Origin of the sequence: Coleofasciculus chthonoplastes PCC 7420, assembly GCF_000155555.1 — a bacterium.
Taxonomy (GTDB): Bacteria; Cyanobacteriota; Cyanobacteriia; order Cyanobacteriales; family Coleofasciculaceae; genus Coleofasciculus; species Coleofasciculus chthonoplastes_A.
In genome coordinates this window covers 103,489-123,604 of the sequence record NZ_DS989849.1, presented here as the reverse complement: position 1 = coordinate 123,604, position 20,116 = coordinate 103,489, and the positions used below count along the sequence as shown (strand labels likewise).

At 44.8% G+C, this 20,116-nt stretch carries 18 protein-coding genes and 2 pseudogenes; 10 read left to right on the top strand and 10 right to left on the bottom strand.

The window, feature by feature from the left end:
- Positions 1–2: 2 nt before the first annotated feature.
- The 7 genes from MC7420_RS35195 to MC7420_RS14025 all read right to left on the bottom strand — a co-directional run bounded on the left by MC7420_RS35195 (position 3) and on the right by MC7420_RS14025 (position 6,678).
- Positions 3–1,733: an AAA-like domain-containing protein gene (locus tag MC7420_RS35195; RefSeq protein WP_006101284.1), complete on the bottom strand. Its 1,731-nt coding sequence runs from the start codon at positions 1,731–1,733 to the stop codon at positions 3–5.
- On the bottom strand, positions 1,721–2,812 hold the full coding sequence (locus MC7420_RS14050) for a VWA domain-containing protein (RefSeq protein WP_006101258.1): 1,092 nt from the start codon (positions 2,810–2,812) through the stop codon (positions 1,721–1,723). The genes MC7420_RS35195 and MC7420_RS14050 overlap by 13 nt, the downstream gene beginning before the upstream one ends.
- A gap of 301 nt (positions 2,813–3,113) precedes the next feature.
- Positions 3,114–4,022: an AAA family ATPase gene (locus MC7420_RS14045; protein ID WP_006101278.1), complete on the bottom strand. Its 909-nt coding sequence runs from the start codon at positions 4,020–4,022 to the stop codon at positions 3,114–3,116.
- Entirely contained in the window at positions 4,010–4,972 is a 963-nt protein-coding gene (locus MC7420_RS14040; RefSeq protein WP_198016460.1) for an XRE family transcriptional regulator, read from the bottom strand. Before MC7420_RS14040 ends, MC7420_RS14045 begins: the two co-directional genes overlap by 13 nt.
- Positions 4,912–5,715, bottom strand: a complete 804-nt coding sequence (locus MC7420_RS35190; RefSeq protein WP_006101191.1) for a TIR domain-containing protein — start codon at positions 5,713–5,715, stop codon at positions 4,912–4,914. The genes MC7420_RS14040 and MC7420_RS35190 overlap by 61 nt, the downstream gene beginning before the upstream one ends.
- Before the next feature lie 288 nt (positions 5,716–6,003).
- Complete coding sequence (locus MC7420_RS14030) at positions 6,004–6,345, bottom strand: DUF5615 family PIN-like protein (protein ID WP_006101057.1); 342 nt, start codon at positions 6,343–6,345, stop codon at positions 6,004–6,006.
- Positions 6,346–6,348: 3 nt separating this feature from the next.
- Positions 6,349–6,678 carry a DUF433 domain-containing protein gene (locus MC7420_RS14025; protein ID WP_006101281.1) on the bottom strand — a complete coding sequence of 110 codons (330 nt, stop codon included), beginning with the start codon at positions 6,676–6,678 and terminating at the stop codon, positions 6,349–6,351.
- A gap of 184 nt (positions 6,679–6,862) precedes the next feature.
- Here MC7420_RS14025 and MC7420_RS36930 point away from each other — a divergent pair.
- Positions 6,863–7,042: pseudogene (locus MC7420_RS36930) on the top strand (IS4 family transposase); the annotation flags it as partial.
- A 2-nt stretch (positions 7,043–7,044) separates the two neighbouring features.
- A pseudogene (locus tag MC7420_RS44090) lies at positions 7,045–7,149 on the top strand (RNA-guided endonuclease InsQ/TnpB family protein); the annotation flags it as partial.
- A 16-nt stretch (positions 7,150–7,165) separates the two neighbouring features.
- Here MC7420_RS44090 and dndE read toward each other — a convergent pair.
- Positions 7,166–7,546: a DNA sulfur modification protein DndE gene (gene dndE, locus MC7420_RS14020; protein WP_006101033.1), complete on the bottom strand. Its 381-nt coding sequence runs from the start codon at positions 7,544–7,546 to the stop codon at positions 7,166–7,168.
- An 803-nt stretch (positions 7,547–8,349) separates the two neighbouring features.
- Here dndE and MC7420_RS14015 point away from each other — a divergent pair.
- The 4 genes from MC7420_RS14015 (at position 8,350) to rsgA (ending at position 15,418) form a co-directional block, all read left to right on the top strand.
- A complete protein-coding gene (locus MC7420_RS14015; protein WP_044207201.1) occupies positions 8,350–9,900 on the top strand; it encodes a glycosyltransferase family 39 protein in 1,551 nt (516 codons plus the stop codon).
- 404 nt (positions 9,901–10,304) lie between these two features.
- A complete protein-coding gene (locus MC7420_RS14010) occupies positions 10,305–11,135 on the top strand; it encodes a prepilin peptidase (RefSeq protein ID WP_006101128.1) in 831 nt (276 codons plus the stop codon).
- Positions 11,136–11,359: 224 nt separating this feature from the next.
- Positions 11,360–14,149 (top strand): GAF domain-containing sensor histidine kinase, encoded by a 2,790-nt coding sequence (locus tag MC7420_RS14005; protein ID WP_006101307.1) that lies wholly within the window; start codon positions 11,360–11,362, stop codon positions 14,147–14,149.
- A gap of 207 nt (positions 14,150–14,356) precedes the next feature.
- Complete coding sequence (rsgA, locus tag MC7420_RS14000) at positions 14,357–15,418, top strand: ribosome small subunit-dependent GTPase A (protein ID WP_044207198.1); 1,062 nt, start codon at positions 14,357–14,359, stop codon at positions 15,416–15,418.
- A gap of 114 nt (positions 15,419–15,532) precedes the next feature.
- On the opposite strand, the gene MC7420_RS41480 is transcribed toward rsgA, so the two are convergent.
- Positions 15,533–16,174, bottom strand: a complete 642-nt coding sequence (locus MC7420_RS41480) for a hypothetical protein (RefSeq protein ID WP_006101105.1) — start codon at positions 16,172–16,174, stop codon at positions 15,533–15,535.
- 595 nt (positions 16,175–16,769) lie between these two features.
- Between MC7420_RS41480 and MC7420_RS13990 the strand changes: the two genes are divergently transcribed.
- Positions 16,770–17,222 (top strand): beta-lactamase hydrolase domain-containing protein, encoded by a 453-nt coding sequence (locus tag MC7420_RS13990; protein WP_006101290.1) that lies wholly within the window; start codon positions 16,770–16,772, stop codon positions 17,220–17,222.
- A 21-nt stretch (positions 17,223–17,243) separates the two neighbouring features.
- Complete coding sequence (locus MC7420_RS43355; protein WP_006101095.1) at positions 17,244–17,366, top strand: hypothetical protein; 123 nt, start codon at positions 17,244–17,246, stop codon at positions 17,364–17,366.
- A gap of 509 nt (positions 17,367–17,875) precedes the next feature.
- Here the strand turns inward: MC7420_RS43355 and MC7420_RS13985 are convergent.
- On the bottom strand, positions 17,876–18,625 hold the full coding sequence (locus MC7420_RS13985) for a hypothetical protein (protein ID WP_006101211.1): 750 nt from the start codon (positions 18,623–18,625) through the stop codon (positions 17,876–17,878).
- A 52-nt stretch (positions 18,626–18,677) separates the two neighbouring features.
- On the opposite strand from MC7420_RS13985, the gene MC7420_RS13980 reads away from it, so the two are divergent.
- Together MC7420_RS13980 and MC7420_RS13975 are read left to right on the top strand one after the other, a co-directional pair.
- Complete coding sequence (locus MC7420_RS13980; RefSeq protein WP_044207195.1) at positions 18,678–19,031, top strand: hypothetical protein; 354 nt, start codon at positions 18,678–18,680, stop codon at positions 19,029–19,031.
- A gap of 171 nt (positions 19,032–19,202) precedes the next feature.
- Positions 19,203–20,027: a M90 family metallopeptidase gene (locus tag MC7420_RS13975; RefSeq protein WP_006101085.1), complete on the top strand. Its 825-nt coding sequence runs from the start codon at positions 19,203–19,205 to the stop codon at positions 20,025–20,027.
- The last annotated feature ends 89 nt before the right edge of the window (positions 20,028–20,116 follow it).

Sequence of the window (20,116 nt, the reverse complement as noted above, 5' to 3'; positions counted from 1 at the left end):
ATTTAAGCCTCAACACGTTGCTTATTGAATTTATGACGGAAATACTGACGATACAAATCGCAGCGAGGTATTACAGCATTACCTTGATCATGCACTAAACCCATGCTTTGTAACTGAAAAGCATTGCTCGATTCTAATTCTACTGGGCTGTTTGTAGCCACTACTTTCTGAAAAGCATCAACTAACTCCTGTTGCTGTTCTAAATTCCATAAAAGTCGTCGTAGATGATCACGATAAACCCCATCGTCTGTAGGTGCAGCTTGCAATAGTTGTTCGAGCGTAGTCTCCTGTCGAGCAATATGATAGAGAGCTACCCGTACTAAATAAGGATGCCCTCCTATCACTGCCATTAGCTGTTCTACTTTTGCAGTATTCCAATTCAGCCTATGCCGTTGTACCAAGTCCTGCACCTGCTGAATGTTAAAGTCCGGTAAATCAATCGCTATACCTACATTAAACGGCGATTCATAGATATTGAAAATAGGAATTTGTGTTGTATGCAATAGCAAAATTCGCAATTTATTCCAATCCTCAATTGTTTTGGACTCCTCATGCCAAAATCGTAGTAAACCCAAAAGATCGGGAGCAATTTTTGGATATTTAAATACTCGATCTACTTCATCTAATCCTAACACCAATGGCTGATCAAATTCTGCCAGCAAATACTCCTCAAAGTAAGCTGTGCAGCTAGACTTACTAGCCAAATTATCATCCCAGTAATCCGCTAATTTATTTTCTAGCTTCAGCTTCCGTCCTACACTGACACACAACCATTTCAGGAACTTATCTAAATCTGCCAAAATATCCTCATCTGCCGATTGAAAGCTCAATGGTACTGTTCGATAGCCTTGCTGTTTGGCATGATGGAGAATCCGTGTCATCAATGAAGTCTTTCCCATCTGTCGATTTCCTTTAATCCGAATCAAGGCTCCAGGTTGCAAAATGGCTTCGTAACAGAGTTCTTCAATGGGGGGACGCTCGACATAAAAGGCTGAAGCTAAGTTGACTTGACCTCCGGGCAACTCTGGTTCTTCTACTGGGATATCTAAAGTAACTCCAGCAATCCCAATCTGACCTTTCTGTACAGGTAACTTTGCAAATCGAGCCGCTGCACCTTCCCGATTACCACGAGCAAAGGTTGTCATTCCATCGGCATAAATTAGTAAAGGCTCAAAGCCAGATTGCACTAACGGTTCCCCAAAGGTTTCTACTAACGAGGCTAGGCGAAATACTTCTGTTATCTCCTCTTGTTTCACCCTTGCACTCAAAGCCTCTGCCAACTCCCGCGCCAGTTCGTTCGGCTTTGTATATGCCAATGCTGTCCATTCCTGAGCCTCTCGCAAATCCTGAGTATCCGGATCATCATCAGTTAGTCGCTGCGCTACATAATCCAGCAAAAACTCTGCCAGTTCGTCTAATCTTTCCTGCCCAAACTGCTCTTTTAATTCCCTCAATAACAGATTACGATCGCTAATATCCATTTCATACATCTCATACCCCACCTGCCGACACAGGCGCGACAGCAGCAGATGAGCTACGGCTTCCCAAGGCGCTTCGGGGACAAAGTTAGCCCAAATTTGATAGAGCAAATCAGGGGTGAGTGAGAGGGGAAATGCGGCGTGACGCGCCAAGTTTCGATGGGCTTCGCCAAATTGCTTGGTAAATCCTTCAACCCGTTTAACTGCAACTCGCCTAGCACGGGCTTGGTTACGATTAGATGTTACAGCAGCCATGAGTACATCCTCTCCCAAGCGATATATCGACCCCGCAATACACCAATCGCCGCGTTCATTCCCTGACGACTCATCTCAAACATGGGTAATAAACGGGCAATTTCTCCAGCCGTGGTATTTTGCCACCATTGATTTGGCATTGGGTTCAGCCAAGCACAATACCGTACTGACTGCTGTACCTGCTCAATCCATACTTTAGTGCTTGCAATCCGTTCTTCGTCAAAATTCCCTCGTGCGGCTCCTGCATCGCTGACAATCAGTACCACCGCCCGTTCTCCAATCTCTTCCAATACCTCAGACATGGGTTGAGCATTCAACATCGCGGGATGACGATACAGGTACTGATCAGGATAGTCATGAAAATAAAATACACGGGTCTGTCTCAACCGTCCACCGCGCTGTGCTGTTTCGACTAACTGCCGTGATAGCTGGTGAAAGGGTACCATTGAGCCATCCTGGTCAATCATTAACACCAAATCCGCCCGATTTTTACGGGGAGGTATCAGCACAGGTTCGAGTAAAATACCCTCACGTCCCATTTTTGCCACCGTTGCTTCCACATCTAATTCTGTGGGGATTCCTTCTCGCACGGGGCGACGCAAATAACGCCAGCATTGCTTCATCTGTCGGCGAGTCACCGGGAAATACTCAGTTAGTAGGCTATAGCGAGGGCGTCTCAATTCTCTATCCCGCCGACTACTCCGCACCGCTTGCACCGCTTGCACAGGTTCTGGGGTCAAATTGGGCTGGGGTTCTAATTCAGGCAAAGGTTCAGATTCGGGTATTTCAGCCGAGGATTCTTCTGACTCTGGCGATGGGGATGAGGGTTTAGGTTGAGCAGAAGTATCTGGGGAATACCGCCACATTTGCTCAAATAGCCGTCGAATTAGGCGATTCTCTTCCTCAGACTTTGCCCAGAGTAGACAGCAAAGTTGCTCTAGTTCCTCACGAGTACCGATACCGAAGCCAGCCTGAAGCGATCGCAAGACAACTAAATACTCATCCACCCCTAATGGTAACCCATGGCGCTGTCGCAGGCTGTTAAAAATAGTCAGCAGTGGTAACTGATTGGGGTTCATGGTTAACGGTTCCTGTTCAGAAGTCCAAGTTTCGTGTTCTGAACTCCACGTTCCGAGTTCTGAACTCCACGTTTCGTGTTCTGAACTCCAAGTTTCGTGTTCTGAACTCCACGTTTCGTGTTCTGAACTCCACGTTTCGTGTTCCGAACTCCACGTTTCGTGTTCCGAACTCCACGTTTCGAGTTCAGAACTCCACGTTCCGAGTTCAGAACTCCACGTTCCGAGTTCAGAGGTATAATAACCGCCAAAACGGTTACAACACCATGGATGTGTCGAGACGTGACCGTGGAACGTCTCCGAACTATTGTCCTAAATAACGTAGATGATCCTCCCATTTCTTCAGCAACACTTCCGGGAACGGCAATTCTCCCTCAAGCTGCTGCAACACCTCATCTTGAGGAAATTGACGCAGCACGGCAAACCAATCCAGTAACTCACTGGTACTCACCTTTTTCCCTGACTTCCCTTTCTCCATTGTCTGCCGCAGTTCCCTAAAACGCTGCACTGCTCCCTCGACTAACTCCGGCGAGGATTCCGGAAAGTGAGCCTTGACAATCTCGGTTAATTGTGAATTAGGAAATTCAATGTAATAAAACAGACAACGGCGCAGAAAGGCATCGGGTAAATCCTTTTCATCGTTGCTCGTCACAAACACAATCGGAGGGAAATTCGCCTGAACCTCCTTTCCCGTCTCCTCAATCGTGAATTGCTGCTCGTCAAGCTCTCGTAACAAATCGTTAGGGAAGTCAATATCCGCCTTATCAATTTCATCAATCAATACCACCGTGCGCTGGGGATTAGCAAACGCACGTCCCAGCGCTCCCATTTCAATATAATTGTTTAAATCATCAACTTTCGATTGACTCTTTTCCCCCATCCGCACCAGTTGAGCATCATGTAATCGTCTTACGGCGTCGTAGGTGTAGAGTCCATCCTTTGCCCGACTGGTAGACTTAATATACCAAGGCTCATAGGGTAAACCTAATTCGTAAGCCACCGCCTGCGCCAAGCGAGTTTTCCCACATCCGGGTTCACCCTTGAGTAACAGGGGGCGTTTTTCCAGAAAGATAGCCAGATTAACCGCATTAATCAGTTCCGGTGAAGGTAAATAAGGCGTGAGTCCATTCTCCTGACACGCTTGAGGTGAAATGAGTTTACCCTGATAGAATGGTTTCCCACTAGCCGCCAGTGCATCTGCTAAATTAACCATTTTGCCAATTCTCCCTCCCAATCATAGCCGCAGTGGCAACAAATTGCCTCATAGACGTCTTGAGGATTCCCGTCTTCTGACTTTTCTAATAAGAGTTGAGCGGTTAACCCCGCAGGTATCTGTATATCCCTAAATCCCGCCACCATATCCAGCCAATCCTCTAAAATATCTGGCGGAAATGGACTCACAGGTGGCAAGTGCAAGGGAATCCGAGGATATTCGGGTTGCTCCCATTCCTGCGCTAATTGAATCGTTGACTGACAAATACTACCGCTATTGTCTACCAAGAACATTAACAGATGGGTTGCCTCTGGAGTCGGACAAGACTCTGGCTCAATCCGTTTTACCAAAGGTTCCCAGAACTCCTGAAGCCACGCCACTAGGACATTAGGCGGCATATAATCCACGGTATAAAAGATAAAAATAACATCTTGAGTGGAAACGCGATCGCACACTCGATCTATAATCTCTTTCGGTTCAGCCTCTTTTGGCAACCCAAACCAAACCGCCACTTGTCGCCACAGATGACGAATACTCCTCCCGACACCGTTATGACTCACATCAATTTTAATCGGCGATATTGTCTTCCACTGTGGTTTCAACCGGAATAATCGAGTCACCAAAAGTTGTTGTCCGCAGTACGGTTCACCGTGAACCAAGAAAGCCGCAATTTGATATGATGTCATGACTTCTTTCACCAACCGCACCTGCTGCTTAAAATCCATTATTAGCAGCAAATCAAACAGTAAATGAGGCGGCGTTGGAATCGGGAGGACGTTTTGTTGGGTTTGAACTTCTACAATAAATTGATTGTTATTCCTATTTTGTGCATAAGCAGACACCTGATTTAGACCCACTGACGCGGTGTCAGAATACAACAGTGGGCAATCTAAGGGTTTGCCGATGTTTCCGTTGCAGCAGCTTTGATGGCTTGACCAATTGTCCGCCATACCTGATTTTGCGCTCCAGGTGAAAGAGTATCCAGGGGTTCAGCCGTATCATGAGCGGCTTGATACTCTCCAATTTCTGACTCTTCGTACAAGCAAGCACTCAAATAGACCCAAATAATGGTTAGTCCTTCTTGTTCTGCGGCGTTGAGGAGAGGTGGGAGTTCTTGTTCAGCAATAAAGTCAGATGCCAGGAAGTTTGAGCTTACCATTAATACAGCAACTTTCGCGGCGGCGAGAGCTTGGGTAATTTCGTTTCTCCATTTGGCTCCGGGTTTGATTTGGGTATCATCCCAAAGTGAGATTTTGTTACTCCGGATTAGCGGTTTAAGCATAGTCTGGAGTTCTTTCAGCCAGACTTTATCTTTATGACTATAGCTAATAAAGACTTGATCACGTTTAGGAGATGGCATCATTGCTATCGAGGTTTCTGTAGTTAACTCATTTCGCAGTTGTTGAAGTAGTGTATCTACTTTTGCCTGGTTGTCTAAACCCATATCTTTACGAATTACTTCCAACAAGGCGCAAAGTGCTAGTTTACCAGTGGATATTTTTCCTAAACGTACCAGTTCCGTCACCATGTTTGTGATGAAAGAATCCACAGGTGTATTTAAAACCAGGCGATTCAAAACAGGTGTATCCATGCCTAACGCCCTGATCAAATAGGCTCGACGCTCATTCTCATCCCGTAAATAGGGTCTGAGTAGAGGTAATAATTTTTCAATGCTATCGTTACTTATTACCATTGCCTAACTATCCTTATCGAGATTTTCGTCAGGTGTTCGCCTGAATACTGAATGATTGCCACGCGATCGCCTCTCCGCATTTGCCTACTATTGAGGGCAAACAGAACTTCTGCTACACCACATATCGTGGCAAAGGTGCGTTACGCTACGCTAACACACCCTACACATAGAGGCTTGGCATAAGTCCTAACAAAAAGACTGCCAAAGTATGACAAATCTTTTGAGCATAATAATTACATCAATTTTAATGTCCGATTTTATCATGCAATCTATCTTTTCGTTTAGGTTTTAACGGCTAGGGCGTATCACACGAATTAATTTACCTGCCAAGGATTCTTCTGCCGCGATCGCTTCGTTGATACGAGTTGCCATTCGAGGTCGATTCAGATCATTTGTACAAACAATAATCCCTGAATGCTCAGGATTGATTCTGTGTAATCGGATAAAATCCTGGCGATTGAGGGTGATAACTATCCGATTATTGCTGACAGCAAATGCTAATACCTCTTCATCAGGAATTCCTAGGTTAGCATTTCCCGCTTCCTGCACAGTCAAGACATCATGTCCCATTGTCCGAAGCTGTTCACTAACGTCCCGTGGAAACTGCTCATCAGCATACAAACGTGCCATTGGCTAAACAACCTCATTATTGGCACGAATCACTGCTGCCATTTCTTCGGGATGAGCATCAGCATACGCCCAAGCATTGACCAGATCAGCCGCACTGATGTGAGGATAGTCTTGTAGAAGTTGGGCTTCACTGATGCCAAGCTGTTGGGCTTCAACTAATAACCAAACGGCAATTCGGGTTCCGGCAATACAGGCTTCTCCACCACAAATACCTGGAGTTTTGCTGATTCCTTTGCCGCCCGTTCTCAGAGTTTTGGTCAGACTCTGAATGATGTCTGCTTTGTCAGCAGGGGATAGGCGAAGAAGCTGATGTTCCAGTTCCTGACGAGTCATAGAGTACAGGGATAATTGAAAGTTACCTTTATTTTAGCGATCGCGCTCTGCTTCCAGTAATCCCAGCCATCACGCAACTTGGGGTAAACTTTCTAACGCCCCTGCAACTAAGCGTCTGCGATCGCGTACATTGGCAAAGTCTGGTAAATTCTGAACAATGCGGGTGAGTCGGTTTAAGTCCATTGAACTTTCTTTACCTTTTAACCGTATCTCTTTATAGATGATTTATCGAGGACTTTATCATTTTTATGTCGCTCATCAAAAAGGGGTGGCTTCTGACCCGGTTAAATATTTTGCCGCTCCATCTAATCAAGATTTAGGTATTGTCAAACAGCTCTTGAAACCCAATGTCAAGCTTATTGTAGGCATGTCGGAAATTACGCTTGGGGAGACTTACCCTCTTGGGCGGTTGGAGCAATCCTGTCGTCTAACGGTGAGCCAGAGAAGAAGGTATCCTCGTCCATAGCCTAGCTATGGGCGGGGAGTGTCAATGCCTATTCGCAATTTCAATAAAATCTTCAATTGTCTTAATCGTGGGATCACCCGCTAAATACCCAATCCCCCGATGGAGATGAAGGCGAAACTGAGTAGTCAGAGTATCCTTATCACACCCTAAACCATCATTATGACAGCGTTGTTTCAGCGCCATTAACAAAATATCAGCCAATTCGCCACCAAACACCCGCCACGTCATTTCCACATTCGAGTCAGCCGGAATCGGGACAGGTGAAGGTTGAGTCGGTTCCGCCAGAGAACGACAAAACGCCCAACGGCAAAGAATATTCCACTGATCAATTTTGGTATAGCGTTTGAGTTTAGTGAGTTGGTCTTTGGCTGATTTTGAAAGTTTAAAGCGTTCAATTTCCATTTTTCTTAATTTGTCCTAACCCTAATGCGTAGTGCTATATCTGTAGCTTAACTCGATATCGTTTTGGCTCAACTTGTCAAGTTTTGATAATTTAAACTATTCCTTCCTCCCTAAAAGGTTTGAATTTTCCAATCAGAGTATTGTCTCAACAAAACGTTATAATAGCTTATTTTAGACCCCTTTTTCCGAATAATCTACGAATTTTCAAGGGTTACGGCGATTGTGAGACAATTGTGCGGTTTTAAGGTATAGTATTTATTGTGGGTATTTTGTAAGTTTCAATCATCTAGACCAAGCTAAAACTTTTGAATTCTCGTAAAACTTTGTATAATTTCTAGTTTTCGCCTCACTGCCAATGTTCCCTTGGACGCATGTATTTTTTTAAACTTACGATAAAAATCATAACCAAGACTTGACAAAAACACAGATTACACAGACGCAATAGCACAGACAGAACAACAAATAGTGAAGCACACAGATTGACACAGACGAGGAAATAGTCCTCCCACAAGCTAATCATTTTTTATCCGGGGGCAATCATCTTTTCATCCTTAGTCCCATGGAGAGCTAACACCTCTGTGAAATCAGTGGGAAGAAATCAGTGGGAATAACCTGCCAAGTCCCTACCACTACCTATTCTCCTTACTTAGCGAAATCAGTGTTATCAAATATCTGATAAAATTTTTATTTGAATAAATGAATTATGCCAATTAAGGTTAGGGTATGAGGAAATGATTTCAGACTTGGATGAAAACGGCACACCTGATTAATCTTATAATAAGGCGCGTGGGTGAGATTGATGAATGATGTTAAAAAAATTACCGTTAAGTCCAACCGGATGGCGCAATTTACTGATTGCCGTAATCGTACTAGGGATAGTTTTCCGCGTCTATAACCTCGATCGCAAGGTTTACTGGTACGATGAGACAATGACCTCGATGCGAATCTCTGGGTATACCCAAACCGAAGTCATCCAGCAGGCGTTCGACGGTGAAGTGATTCCAGTTGCAACGTTCTTAGAGCGATATCAGTATCCCACGCCAGAAAAAGATCTCAATGACACGATTAACGCCTTAGCCGGGAATCCCGAACATTCGCCCCTCTATTATCTAATGGCACGGTTCTGGTTGCAACGCTTTGGTCATTCAGTTGTCACCATTCGCTTCTTATCCGTGTTAATCAGTTTTCTGGCATTTCCTTGTATGTACTGGTTATGTTGGGAACTCTTCGGATTATCGACAGTAAGTTGGGTTGGTGTTGCTATTCTAGCGATTTCCCCGTTCCATGTCTTGTACGCCCAAGAAGCACGAGAATATAGTTTGTGGACAGTGACCATTCTATTATCAAGTGCGGCATTATTGCGAGCCATGCGATTAAAAAGCTTACCGAGTTGGGGAATTTACGGAATAACTGTGGCGCTGGGACTTTATACTCATCCCTTTTCCGCCTTCGTGTCTATTGGACATGGTATTTATGTTTTAGTCACTGAAGGATTTCGCTGGAGTCGCAAACTAACGAAGTATTTAGTATCGTCTCTATTCGGGCTACTCCTATTTTTACCTTGGCTAGGGATTGTGATTAGCCATTTTTCCAAATTCGTAGACAATACCGCCTCGGTTAACTTGAATCGAGAAGGATTTTTACCCTTATTTTGGGGGTTAAATCTGAGTCGAATTTTCTTTGATGTGAATCAAGGAACCAGCCCATTTAGTCCACTGCATTATCTGAGTGCGTTATTAGCAGGCTATGCATTATACTACCTTTACCGCAAAGCCCCCCTCAACGCTTGGGTGTTTATTATCACCTTAATTGGTGTTACCGGAATGGCGCTGATTGGACCCGATGTCATTTTAGGGGGGCGTCGTTCTAGTATTACCCGATACGCCATTCCCAGTTATTTAGGAATTCAGATAGCAGTCGCTTATTTAATCACCGCCAAAACTACGGCAATCAACGGCAATACAAAGCATTTGAAGCGCTGGCAATACGGCGCGATCGCACTCTTGTTTTGTGGTATTATCTCCTGTATCGTCAGCGCCCAATTTCCGGTGTGGTGGCACAAAAGTCATAGTAAAAGTCGATATAATCCCCAAGTGGCTGAAATTGTCAATCAAGCCAAAAATCCCCTAGTGGTTAGTGATAAAATTCCGGGAATTATGTTTTCTCTCAGTCATTCCCTGAATCCAGACGTTCATCTCCAGATGGTTCTCCCCCCTGGAATTCCCCAAATTCCAAATACATTTTCTCCCATCTTTGTCTATCGACCCACTGAAACCTTGAAACAAGGAATTAAAACCAATCATCAATTAACCGAAGAACCCCACTCCAAATCCTGGTTATGGAGAGTAGAATAGTTCGTTTGTCGTTGCGCTGTCTTCGCCCTAATCCTTTGCCTAAATACCTCAAAGTTTAGCTAGAAATTAAATTATAGCACTACGAGGATACGTTAGGACATCAGTTAAGCTGTCATGCATTTAAATTGTGTATTAGTAGCGAGCAAGATGCAAAGCCTGCGGCATGGCTTCGCTAAAGCCTGCGGCATGGCTTCGCTAAACGCACTACAAGGCTTTCGCAATTATTGACATTAAGGTTTAAATGCCGAACAGATTAGTCCCAGAGGGAACAGTAAAGAATGTCCTAACCTGTCTTAGTACCGCTATATTATCAGTAAATCGTACCAACTTAAGGCTAGTGAACAATGCCTAACCTCAAACTCGTTGGGTTTCGTTCCTCCACCCAACCTACAACGTGATTCACCATGGATACTTTAATTATCATCATCACCGCTTTCATCGTCTTTGCCCTCGGCGCATCTATCGGCAGCTTTCTTAACGTAGTTGTTTATCGCCTACCTGCCAATTTATCCATTCTTTTCCCTCCCTCCCGTTGCCCTCATTGCTTACACAAACTCGGCAAACGAGAGAACATCCCCATCCTCGGTTGGTTATGGTTAAAAGGGCGCTGTCGTCATTGTCGTAGTCGCATCTCTTGGCGTTATCCCCTAGTCGAAGCCATCACCGGATGCTTATTTTTATTAGTTTTTATACACTATAGCTTAAGCATAGAAACCTTTGGCTATTGGGCATTTTTAAGCTGGTTATTAGCCCTATCCTTAATTGATCTCGATACCATGACACTCCCCAACTCACTCACCCAGTCGGGATTAGTTGTGGGTATAGTCTTTCAAGGCGCATTCGCTTTTTTCCAAACAGCTCAACTTTCCGATATATCGGCTCAACTTATGACCGGAATAAGCGGTGCAGTGTTGGGAATTTGGTTATTTGACATCATCACCCTAGTCGGTTCTATCGTCTTTGGGCAAACCGCCATGGGCGGAGGAGATGCCAAATTAGCCGCCATGATGGGGGCTTGGTTAGGATGGAAGTATTTACTATTAGCTGGGTTTTTAGCCTGTGCAGTCGGCGCATTCGCTGGCGGTGGTGCTATGGCAATGGGTTGGCTAAATCGGCGACAACCAATGCCCTTTGGACCATTTTTGGCATTAGGTGCAGGATTGACGGTTTTTTGGGGAGAAGCTATTTTGTCAGCTTATCTGCGGTTATTTTTTCCCTTATCATTTGCCGTTTAAGAAGTAGGGCTGGCTGAATAAGTATGGGAATAGGGAACAGGGAATAGGGAACAGGGAACACCTCGACTTACCTCGACTTCGCTCGGTAACACGCTCGGTGTGTCACAGGGAACAGTAATGATTTGTCCCGTTTGCCAGATAAAGAAAGAGTAGAGTATAAATAACAGCATAATCATTGAATCTACCATTTTAATAATCTTTCTTAAGAATTTTTTATAACCACCATGGTATTGGCAGAATTTTTCATTCCCCACGGACATTGCTACCTCTGGAAGCCGGGATTAGTGGGGTTACACCTAATCTCTGACTTTCTCACCGCATTGGCATATTACTCCATTCCCCTAACGCTAACTTATTTTGTCACCAAGAGAAGCGATGTCCCATTTAACTGGATTTTCTGGTTATTTAGTGGGTTCATCATTGCCTGTGGTACGACCCATATTATGGAAATCTGGACGCTGTGGCATCCGAATTACTGGTTATCCGGTTGGATAAAAGCCGTGACTGCCCTGATTTCCGTAGTAACCGCAGCAGAACTTGTCCGACTACTTCCCCAAGCCCTGACAATCCCCAGCACCGCCCAACTCGAAGCCGAAATTAAGGAACGTCAAAAAGCCCAAGCGGAACTCTGGCAGGAAAAAACCCATCTTGCTCAAGCTCAAAGCGTTGCCCATGTGGGAAGCTGGGAATTCGATTTAGCCACCCAAGACATTACTTGGTCGGATGAAACCTTCCGCATTTATGGACTCTCTCCAGGACAACCCACACTCACCCTCTCAGAACATCGACAAACGATTCATGCCAATGATAGAAAGGCTTGGAAAAAAACAGTTCACCAGCTTGTTCGGGGGAAATCCTGCCAACTAGAATTTCGCATCCTACGCCCTGATGGGTTTATCCGCCATCTTTTCGCCCAAGGAGAACCAATTTTCAATGCCCAGGGTCAGGTGCATAAACTATTCGGTACTCTACTAGATATCAGCGATCGCGTCGCAGCGCAACAACGGGAACGGTTATTCGGGGCAATTGCCTTACGCATTCACAAATCCTTAGACTTGGATGAAATTCTCGACACCACCGTCACCGAGGTGCGACAGTTCCTAGAAACAGACCGAGTGTTGATTTACCGCTTCAATCCAGACTGGAGTGGGCAGATTGTCGTCGAGTCAGTGGGGGAACCCTGGACAGCCGTTCTCAACACCACCCTAGATGACCCCTGTTTTGGCAAAGACTACGCTCAACTCTATCAGCAAGGTCGAGTCAGTGCGATCGCTAATATTTATACCGCAGGTTTACAGCCTTGTCATCTCCAGTTACTTGAACCCTTCCAAGTTATCGCCAACTTAGTCGTACCGATTATTTTAGGAGAAAAACTCTGGGGTTTATTAATCGTCCATCACTGTCGTAGTCAACGGCACTGGCAATCCTACGAAATTGAGCTATTACAGCAATTAGCCACCCAAGTCGCGATCGCACTCCAACAATCGGAGCTATATTCTAAAGTACAGGCGGAACTCATCGAGCGGCAACGCATAGAAAAAGAACTACGAGTCAGCGAACAACGATATCGTTCCGTCGTCACCGCCATGTCTGAGGGAATTATACTCCAGCAAGCTGACGGTCAGATTATTGCCTGTAATGTCAGTGCCGAAAACATTTTAGGACGTTCTGCTCAACAGATACTCGGACAAATCGGGATGAACTGGGGGGGACAAATCATTCAGGAAGATGGCTCTCCCTTCCCCAGCCAAAACCATCCCGCGATGGTAACCTTACGCACAGGAAAACCCCAAGTCAGAGTAATTATGGGGATTTCCCCACCCGAAGCATCACTCCTACCTTGTCCAGTGAACGACTCACCTCTTGCTGGAAACAAGGCAAAAAGCGGAGGGCTGAAATTACGACACAAGGAGCAAATATGCCAAGAACAAAGACATAATATCACCTGGATTAGCATGAATTCTCAACCTCTGTTTAATCCCGAAGACAGCCAACCCTACGCCGTTGTCACCTCATTTTCCGACATCACCGAGAGCAAACGTTCCCAAGAAGCCTTGCACTTAATCACTCAGCAAGAACGAGAAAGAGCCTTGCAACTCGAGCAAGCCTTGCAAGAACTTCAACGCACCCAAGCCCAACTGGTACAGAATGAAAAAATGGTTAGTTTGGGGCAACTCGTCGCCGGGGTAGCACACGAAATCAACAACCCCACTAGCTTCATCTACGGCAACATTGCTCCCGCCTCTAACTATGCACAAGACTTGCTACACCTAGTCCAACTCTATGGCAAACACTATCCCGAACCCGTTGCTGAGATTGCCGAATACATCGATTATATTGACCTAGACTTTATTGCCACCGATTTCCCCAAACTTCTCGCCTCAATGCAAGAAGGCGCTCGTCGCATCAGTGAAATTGTCCAATCCTTACGTCACTTTTCCCGACTCGATGAAGCCGAGTGCAAGCAGGTGAATCTCCATCAAGGCATCGATAGCACCCTGCTAATTTTAAAACATCGACTGACCCAACAGGGAAATCGTCCTCCGATTCAACTGGTTAAAGACTATGGTCAACTGCCGTTAGTCAAATGTTATCCGGGTCAACTCAATCAAGTGTTTATGAATATTCTAAGCAATGCCATTGATGCCCTTGACGAAGCTCATAATCCTGCCTATTTATCAGGACTCCCTTCAGCCAACAGAGGAAATAGCAATCACCTATCCCCAATAAATCATCACCCCTCACCGATGATTTGGATTCACACAGAATTCGTTGAACCCAATTCGGTAATTATTCGTATTGCTGACAACGGTGCTGGCATCAAGGCAGAGGTTCAATCTCGAATATTCGACCCGTTCTTTACGACAAAACCTGTCGGTCAAGGAACGGGTTTAGGATTGTCGATTAGCTATCAGATTGTTGTAGATAAACACGGGGGGCAGCTTCAATGTCATTCCCATCATCCTCAAGGAACAGAGTTTGTAATTAAGCTACCTGTTACTAAGTCATTATGACTTTTGTAGTATAATACATAAATCTGTAATCGGGAAATACCCAGAAGGATAACTCTATGTCTGAGCTTGTAACCATTTTCACCCCCATCACACAACTCAAGGCAACCACAGAGGGTTTGACGCGATCGCGTCGTTTCTCAGGCTAACGAACGTCAAAAGTCCTCTGTGCGCCTTGCTCAAATCAAGCAACAGACACTGAGGAAATCAATGAATTTAGACTCATTAGGCTGGAGTGAATTTTTTGCCAACAGCCTCAATCCCCAATGGCAAGAAAGCTACACCATTGGTCGAGTTGCCCTAGAGTACAAAAATACTTATCGTCTCTACACCGAACAAGGCGAACTCTCAGCAAAGGTTATCGGCAAACTGCGCTACCAAGCAACTGGACGCCAGGACTTTCCGGCTGTAGGAGATTGGGTGGTGATTCGCCTCACCAATGAAGGTAAACAGGCGATAATTCATAGCATTTTGCCCCGGAAAAGTCAATTTTCGCGGAAAACCGTTGGCGCAAAAACCGAAGTCCAAATTATTGCCACCAATATCGATACGATATTTTTGGTCTCTGGTTTGGATGGGGATTTTAATCTGCGGCGCATTGAACGCTACCTGCTTCTGGTGTGGGAAAGCGGCGCGAATCCTGTAATTGTCCTCAATAAAGCGGATTTAGGCGAAGATATTGCTGAAAAGCGAGAGGCTGTTGAAGCGATCGCTTTTGGTGTACCTGTGATTATTTTAAGTGCGGTCAAAAATCAGGGATTAGAAGCCTTAACACCTTACCTAAAACCCGGACAAACTGTTGCTTTACTCGGCTCCTCAGGCGTCGGCAAATCGACGTTGGTGAACCAGTTAATTGGTCAAGTCGTGCAAGCGGTTGGAGAAGTCCGTTCGGACGATTGTAAAGGGCGACATACCACTACCCATCGCCAATTGATTCCCCTGCCTTCAGGAGGTTTGCTGATCGATACTCCAGGGATGCGGGAACTTCAGATCTGGGCAGACGAGGAAAGTTTAGCCGATACCTTTACCGATATCGACACCTTAGCCCAGCACTGTCGTTTTCGTAATTGTAAACACCAAGACGAACCCGGTTGTGCTGTGCAACAAGCCTTGGAAAATGGCACCCTTGATGAGCAGCGTTTCCTGAATTATCAAAAACTGCAAAAAGAACTTCACTATTTAGCCAGGAAACAAGACCAAAAAGCCTCCTTAGCCGAGAAGGAAAAGTGGAAAAAAATCACTAAAGTTCTGAGGAATCAACACAAACACTGATGCCAAATCGCAGAACATCATAGCGCCCATTTAGGGGCGGGTTTGACAACTATCGCTTCTGGTTTACCCAGATGCGACTAAACCCGCCCCGACTTTCCTTAATGCAACTCGGCATTAATTCTGGGGCAATTGTCTCCGACTCCAAACCGGAACCCCATTTTCATTCCTTAACCTCAGGACTTGGTTTCCTTTTTGGACTTGAGCCGCAATTATGGCGGGGGTTCCTGCCATATTGACTCGGGAACCTTGAATCTGAATTCGGTCATTTGGTTCAATGGTCATCCCTTGGTTTTGCCAATACCAAGCTGGACCTAAATGGACAGAAACGGTTTCATTACCCGTTCTCATCTGCATACGCATACCCTGAGACCGTCCGCGATTGGAGGTGAATCGGTCTACACTAACTACTTCACCCGTGATAGTTTCCACGCTATCTGGGTTATACATTCGGTTGCCCAAACCTCGGTGTCCCTGTCGCCCTCGTCCATGTCCCCAACGTCCTCGACCTGGGTGTCCCTGTCCATGTCCATGTCCATGTCCATGTCCCCAGCGTCCTCGACCTCTAGGGGTGTCGGGAGGCGATTGGGCAAGCTCTTGATTGGTGTTCGCTGTGATTCCAGCATTACCATTTGATAGTAGAGTCGATGCCTCTGTTGCTTTTTCGCCCCACAAGGGACTGGTTCCCAGTGCCAACAGGGTTGAACCCGCAATCACTACTGCTCCAATAACGGCTTTATTGGGTAGGTTGATATTCATTTTTTCGTCCTCTTGAGTCTGCTCAGAGGGTATTTGACAAGTTCTGTTTCTATATTGTCATTGCTTAAATGAACATATCCGCCACGCTTCAAGTTTGGGTTTGGCGTTGATTCAAACACCCTCTCTTTTCAGGCTAACACTTTAATAAGATTTCTACATTAAATTCTGTGTAAATAAAATAAACAAGTGAATAACTACGTTAGCTCAATTCTGTTACCCTCATCAGGGAGTTAACCTGCGGCTGACGTTACAGTGAACTCAAGACTATAGAGCCAAGTTTCTAAACCTTTAAACCTTAAATAATCAGCATTCTCTCCACATAACAACTATCTTTAGGTAGAAATAAATATCCTTCTCAGGTTAGATGAATTGTGCCTATTTTCAGCCAAGACTATGAGTATGAGTGGAATATAAATAGCCTACATAAGCATAAATTGGTATATCTAATGTGACATTGAATGTGGACACCTAGGAAGGATAAAATTTCTGCAAATTTTATCGAGAATTTTTTTGGGAATATCCAACCTGAGTCAATGTGTTTGTTTATACCCACTTCAATTAGACTATCAGCATTTTAACAAGGAGTTAGACGTTCATGGAAAACGCCAAAAAGATTAACGATAACTTAACCGTAGCCACCAATCAGGTGACGCCGGAACAACTGCAACAAGCGGCTCAAGCGGGGGTAAAATCGGTATTAAATCTGCGATCGCGTGAGGAAGAGGGGTTCGCTAGCGATGAAAAGCAGCAAGCCGAAGCCGCCGGATTGCAGTATGTCAATATCCCCGTTAAACCCGACGCCCTAACCGAGGAACTGGTAAGCCAAGTTCTCCAACAAATCGAGGAACTGCCCAAGCCAGCCCTAATTCACTGCAAGAGTGGGTTACGTTCCGGGATGATGGCATTAATGTATGTGGCAACTCGTGAGGGAATGACCGCAGAACAAGCCATGGAAAAAGGGAAAAGCATGGGTTTTGATTGTGAGAAATCGCCTCCAATGAAAGAATTCTTCAAAACCTATATTTCACAGCATTCAAAAGCAAGTTAAGGCTTAATCGGAGCAAGAATCATGGCATTAGTTTTAGAACAAATTAACACCGAAGGACTGGATGGATTTGACCAGGTGATTAATATTCCCGGTTCCTGGAGTGCCTGGAAGACGGCTGATTTACCTGTGCAACAATCGGCATAAATGAATTAAAATGGTAGGGGCGCACTGACGTGCGCCCAATTTAACTATGCCATCTATTCCTTGATTTTAGTAGTTGTAGGTTAGGTTAACATGTTCGGCATTTAAACCTTAATGTTAATAATCGCGAAATCCCTTCCCTGTAGTGCGTTAAGCGAAGCCATGCCGCAGGCTTTGCATCTTGCTCGCTACCCATGCCCAATTTAAATGCATGACAGCTTAACACAGGAAACCCAATAAAATTAAGAGTCATTATCTGAAATATTGATTAAAGAATACACCGCTCAGTTAATATCGGTGGGTTACGGCGGATACTCCATTAAATGATTATCGCTTCGATTTAAATCCCGCCTAACCCACCCTACGTTCCTGCGTTCCTATTTAGAGGAGGTCACAAATCGCGTGATTTCCACGAGTATTTATGCGGATAGTTCGGAAGCTGAAGTTCGGCAGGGACGTTTAAAAGGTACAGAATTTAACGAGTAATGGAGATAATTCTGAGTAGGCAAAGGCTAAGGAGAGACAAGTTGGAATCCTGTCGTTTCTAGGATTACCTCAGAACCTTTACGGACAATAAGTCTTGTTGAACTCTCTGCTGTTTCAGGACGATCTGGATTATCGATAGGTTGTTCAATTACATAAAAATAATCCCCATTTCTCCATCCTATTGTACAGAGTCCATCGCGACAGGTCACTTTACCGCCTGTTAAATCAATACAGTTACCTTGGGAATCACATCCCCGATAGCTCAGATTTCCGGTTCCATTCACTCCTGACCAAGACTCTCGATTCCCAATCGTGATTGTCCACTCACCATTACTTAATGTTTGTGAGTTTCCGTCTCTAACCGTCTCCATTTGGGTAATCAGAGACTCTATTCGTGTCTTACCACAGGGTTCAATACTTTGGCAATCATTAACGGAAATTCTCTCATAAACAAGGCGTACTTTTTGATTTAGAAATAGGTTAGAATTGGCACAGATCTCAAATGTTGCACCGATTTCATGTTCACTATTATTTTCATCAACCAGGGTAACGTAACACATTAGGTCACCATTAACCATACTTTTGACTCTACCAACGGTTGGGTTATCGTCAACAATTGAGGGTTCAGAACCAGAAGTCGTTTGGCTAAGGTTCGACGCTAATTTGTCCGTACTGCTTTGAGCTGTACTGACGGAAGCTTTAGGCTCAGAGGGAGAGGGAGAATGACAGGCGATCGCGAAGGCTAACACCAGTCCCGATATAATGATAGTTTTCACGAGTGAATTAGCTGTATTACCTCATTGTACTCTAGTTTGAAGGGCAAAACTTATGAATTCTAACAAGAAGCTTCCTAGTGTTTCTATTTCCGATTCCCTCTACCAATCTTTGATAACCTACCAAGAGAAAAACCAACTTGACTCCCTTGACTCGGCGATTGTGGAAATCTTGACTCAATTTTTACAGCTAGGCGAAGAAGCCAAACGCTATGCTACCGTTGAACAATTGGATACCCTCGCCGAAAAAGTAGACCGCCTCAGCCACCAAGTCGCGGCGCTGAGTCAGGAAAAGGCTAATACTATCCCAACCCAACAATCCGCGATCGCATCTGAGGTATCTGAGGATTGGAAAGATATCGAGGATGAACCCGATGAAATTCTCCATGATTTCCTGGAGTATAAGTAATCCATTAACCTCACTTCTTGTTTCCCTCTCCCACCCTTCTTTATCCCCCTGTGCAAAAAAAGCGAAGCATCCTTTGGTTTCCCCCTTTTTAAGGGGGATGGAAGGGGGATCTAATAGGGTGACGGAAGGGGGACGGGCATCCGGTGAAAGCTACAACTTAAAATAAATTATATGGTTGAAGCTATTATTGTTTTAGTAATTATTGTTGGGATTTGCGCTGGGGTTCTATTAAGTCCACTTCTGACTAAATGGCGACGGAACCGCATCCAAAATAAATCGTTTCCTCGGCGTTGGCAAATGTTTATCGAGCAAATCTTGCCATTTTATTACCGTCTACCTCAATCCCAACAACAAAACCTCCAGGGTTACATGGCTGTTTTTTTAGCTGAAAAACAGTTTATTGGCTGTATAGGATTACAGATTACTGAAGAAATAAAACTGACGATTGCTGCTCAAGCTTGTCTGCTTTTACTGAATAATAGAGGGAACTATTATCCCAATTTAGTTTCAATTTTGGTTTATCCCAGCGCGTACCGAGTCAAACCAACCAAGCGAATCAGTGATTATATTGTAGAAGAAAGAGATGAAGTGAGACTGGGGGAATCTTGGACACGAGATCAACTTGTCCTATCTTGGCAGCAAATCGAATATGATATCCAGAATTGGCAGGATGGACATAATGTGGTTCTCCATGAATTTGCCCATCAGCTCGATCAAACTGATGGTATGATTAACGGTGTACCCAAGCTAGACTCTAAAGCCGATTATCAGATGTGGGCGCAGGTATTTACACAAGAGTATGAACAATTACAACGTGATGCTCAACGCGGGAGAAAAACAGTGATGAATACATACGGTGCGACTGATCCGGCTGAATTTTTTGCTGTAGCGACAGAGACGTTCTTTGAAAAACCTGAGCAAATGGTGAGGAAACATACCGCACTTTATCGGCAATTGAAACATTATTATAAGTTAGACCCACTAGAGTGGACGTGAACGAAAAGGGCGCAACTACCAAATCCGCCTTTGTCACACCCTTTATTCCTTGGCTGCTATTCTCCAAACCCCACACCCCATTGGGCATC

Excerpts from the sequence above, each read along its gene's own strand:
- MC7420_RS35195 (WP_006101284.1), bottom strand. The coding sequence starts at position 1,733 with ATGGCTGCTGTAACATCTAATCGTAACCAAGCCCGTGCTAGGCGAGTT.
- MC7420_RS14050 (WP_006101258.1), bottom strand. The coding sequence starts at position 2,812 with ATGAACCCCAATCAGTTACCACTGCTGACTATTTTTAACAGCCTGCGA.
- MC7420_RS14045 (WP_006101278.1), bottom strand. The coding sequence starts at position 4,022 with ATGGTTAATTTAGCAGATGCACTGGCGGCTAGTGGGAAACCATTCTAT.
- MC7420_RS14040 (WP_198016460.1), bottom strand. The coding sequence starts at position 4,972 with ATGGCGGACAATTGGTCAAGCCATCAAAGCTGCTGCAACGGAAACATC.
- MC7420_RS35190 (WP_006101191.1), bottom strand. The coding sequence starts at position 5,715 with ATGGTAATAAGTAACGATAGCATTGAAAAATTATTACCTCTACTCAGA.
- MC7420_RS14030 (WP_006101057.1), bottom strand. The coding sequence starts at position 6,345 with ATGGCACGTTTGTATGCTGATGAGCAGTTTCCACGGGACGTTAGTGAA.
- MC7420_RS14025 (WP_006101281.1), bottom strand. The coding sequence starts at position 6,678 with ATGACTCGTCAGGAACTGGAACATCAGCTTCTTCGCCTATCCCCTGCT.
- dndE (WP_006101033.1), bottom strand. The coding sequence starts at position 7,546 with ATGGAAATTGAACGCTTTAAACTTTCAAAATCAGCCAAAGACCAACTC.
- MC7420_RS14015 (WP_044207201.1), top strand. The coding sequence starts at position 8,350 with ATGATGTTAAAAAAATTACCGTTAAGTCCAACCGGATGGCGCAATTTA.
- MC7420_RS14010 (WP_006101128.1), top strand. The coding sequence starts at position 10,305 with ATGGATACTTTAATTATCATCATCACCGCTTTCATCGTCTTTGCCCTC.
- MC7420_RS14005 (WP_006101307.1), top strand. The coding sequence starts at position 11,360 with ATGGTATTGGCAGAATTTTTCATTCCCCACGGACATTGCTACCTCTGG.
- rsgA (WP_044207198.1), top strand. The coding sequence starts at position 14,357 with ATGAATTTAGACTCATTAGGCTGGAGTGAATTTTTTGCCAACAGCCTC.
- MC7420_RS41480 (WP_006101105.1), bottom strand. The coding sequence starts at position 16,174 with ATGAATATCAACCTACCCAATAAAGCCGTTATTGGAGCAGTAGTGATT.
- MC7420_RS13990 (WP_006101290.1), top strand. The coding sequence starts at position 16,770 with ATGGAAAACGCCAAAAAGATTAACGATAACTTAACCGTAGCCACCAAT.
- MC7420_RS43355 (WP_006101095.1), top strand. The coding sequence starts at position 17,244 with ATGGCATTAGTTTTAGAACAAATTAACACCGAAGGACTGGATGGATTT.
- MC7420_RS13980 (WP_044207195.1), top strand. The coding sequence starts at position 18,678 with ATGAATTCTAACAAGAAGCTTCCTAGTGTTTCTATTTCCGATTCCCTC.
- MC7420_RS13975 (WP_006101085.1), top strand. The coding sequence starts at position 19,203 with ATGGTTGAAGCTATTATTGTTTTAGTAATTATTGTTGGGATTTGCGCT.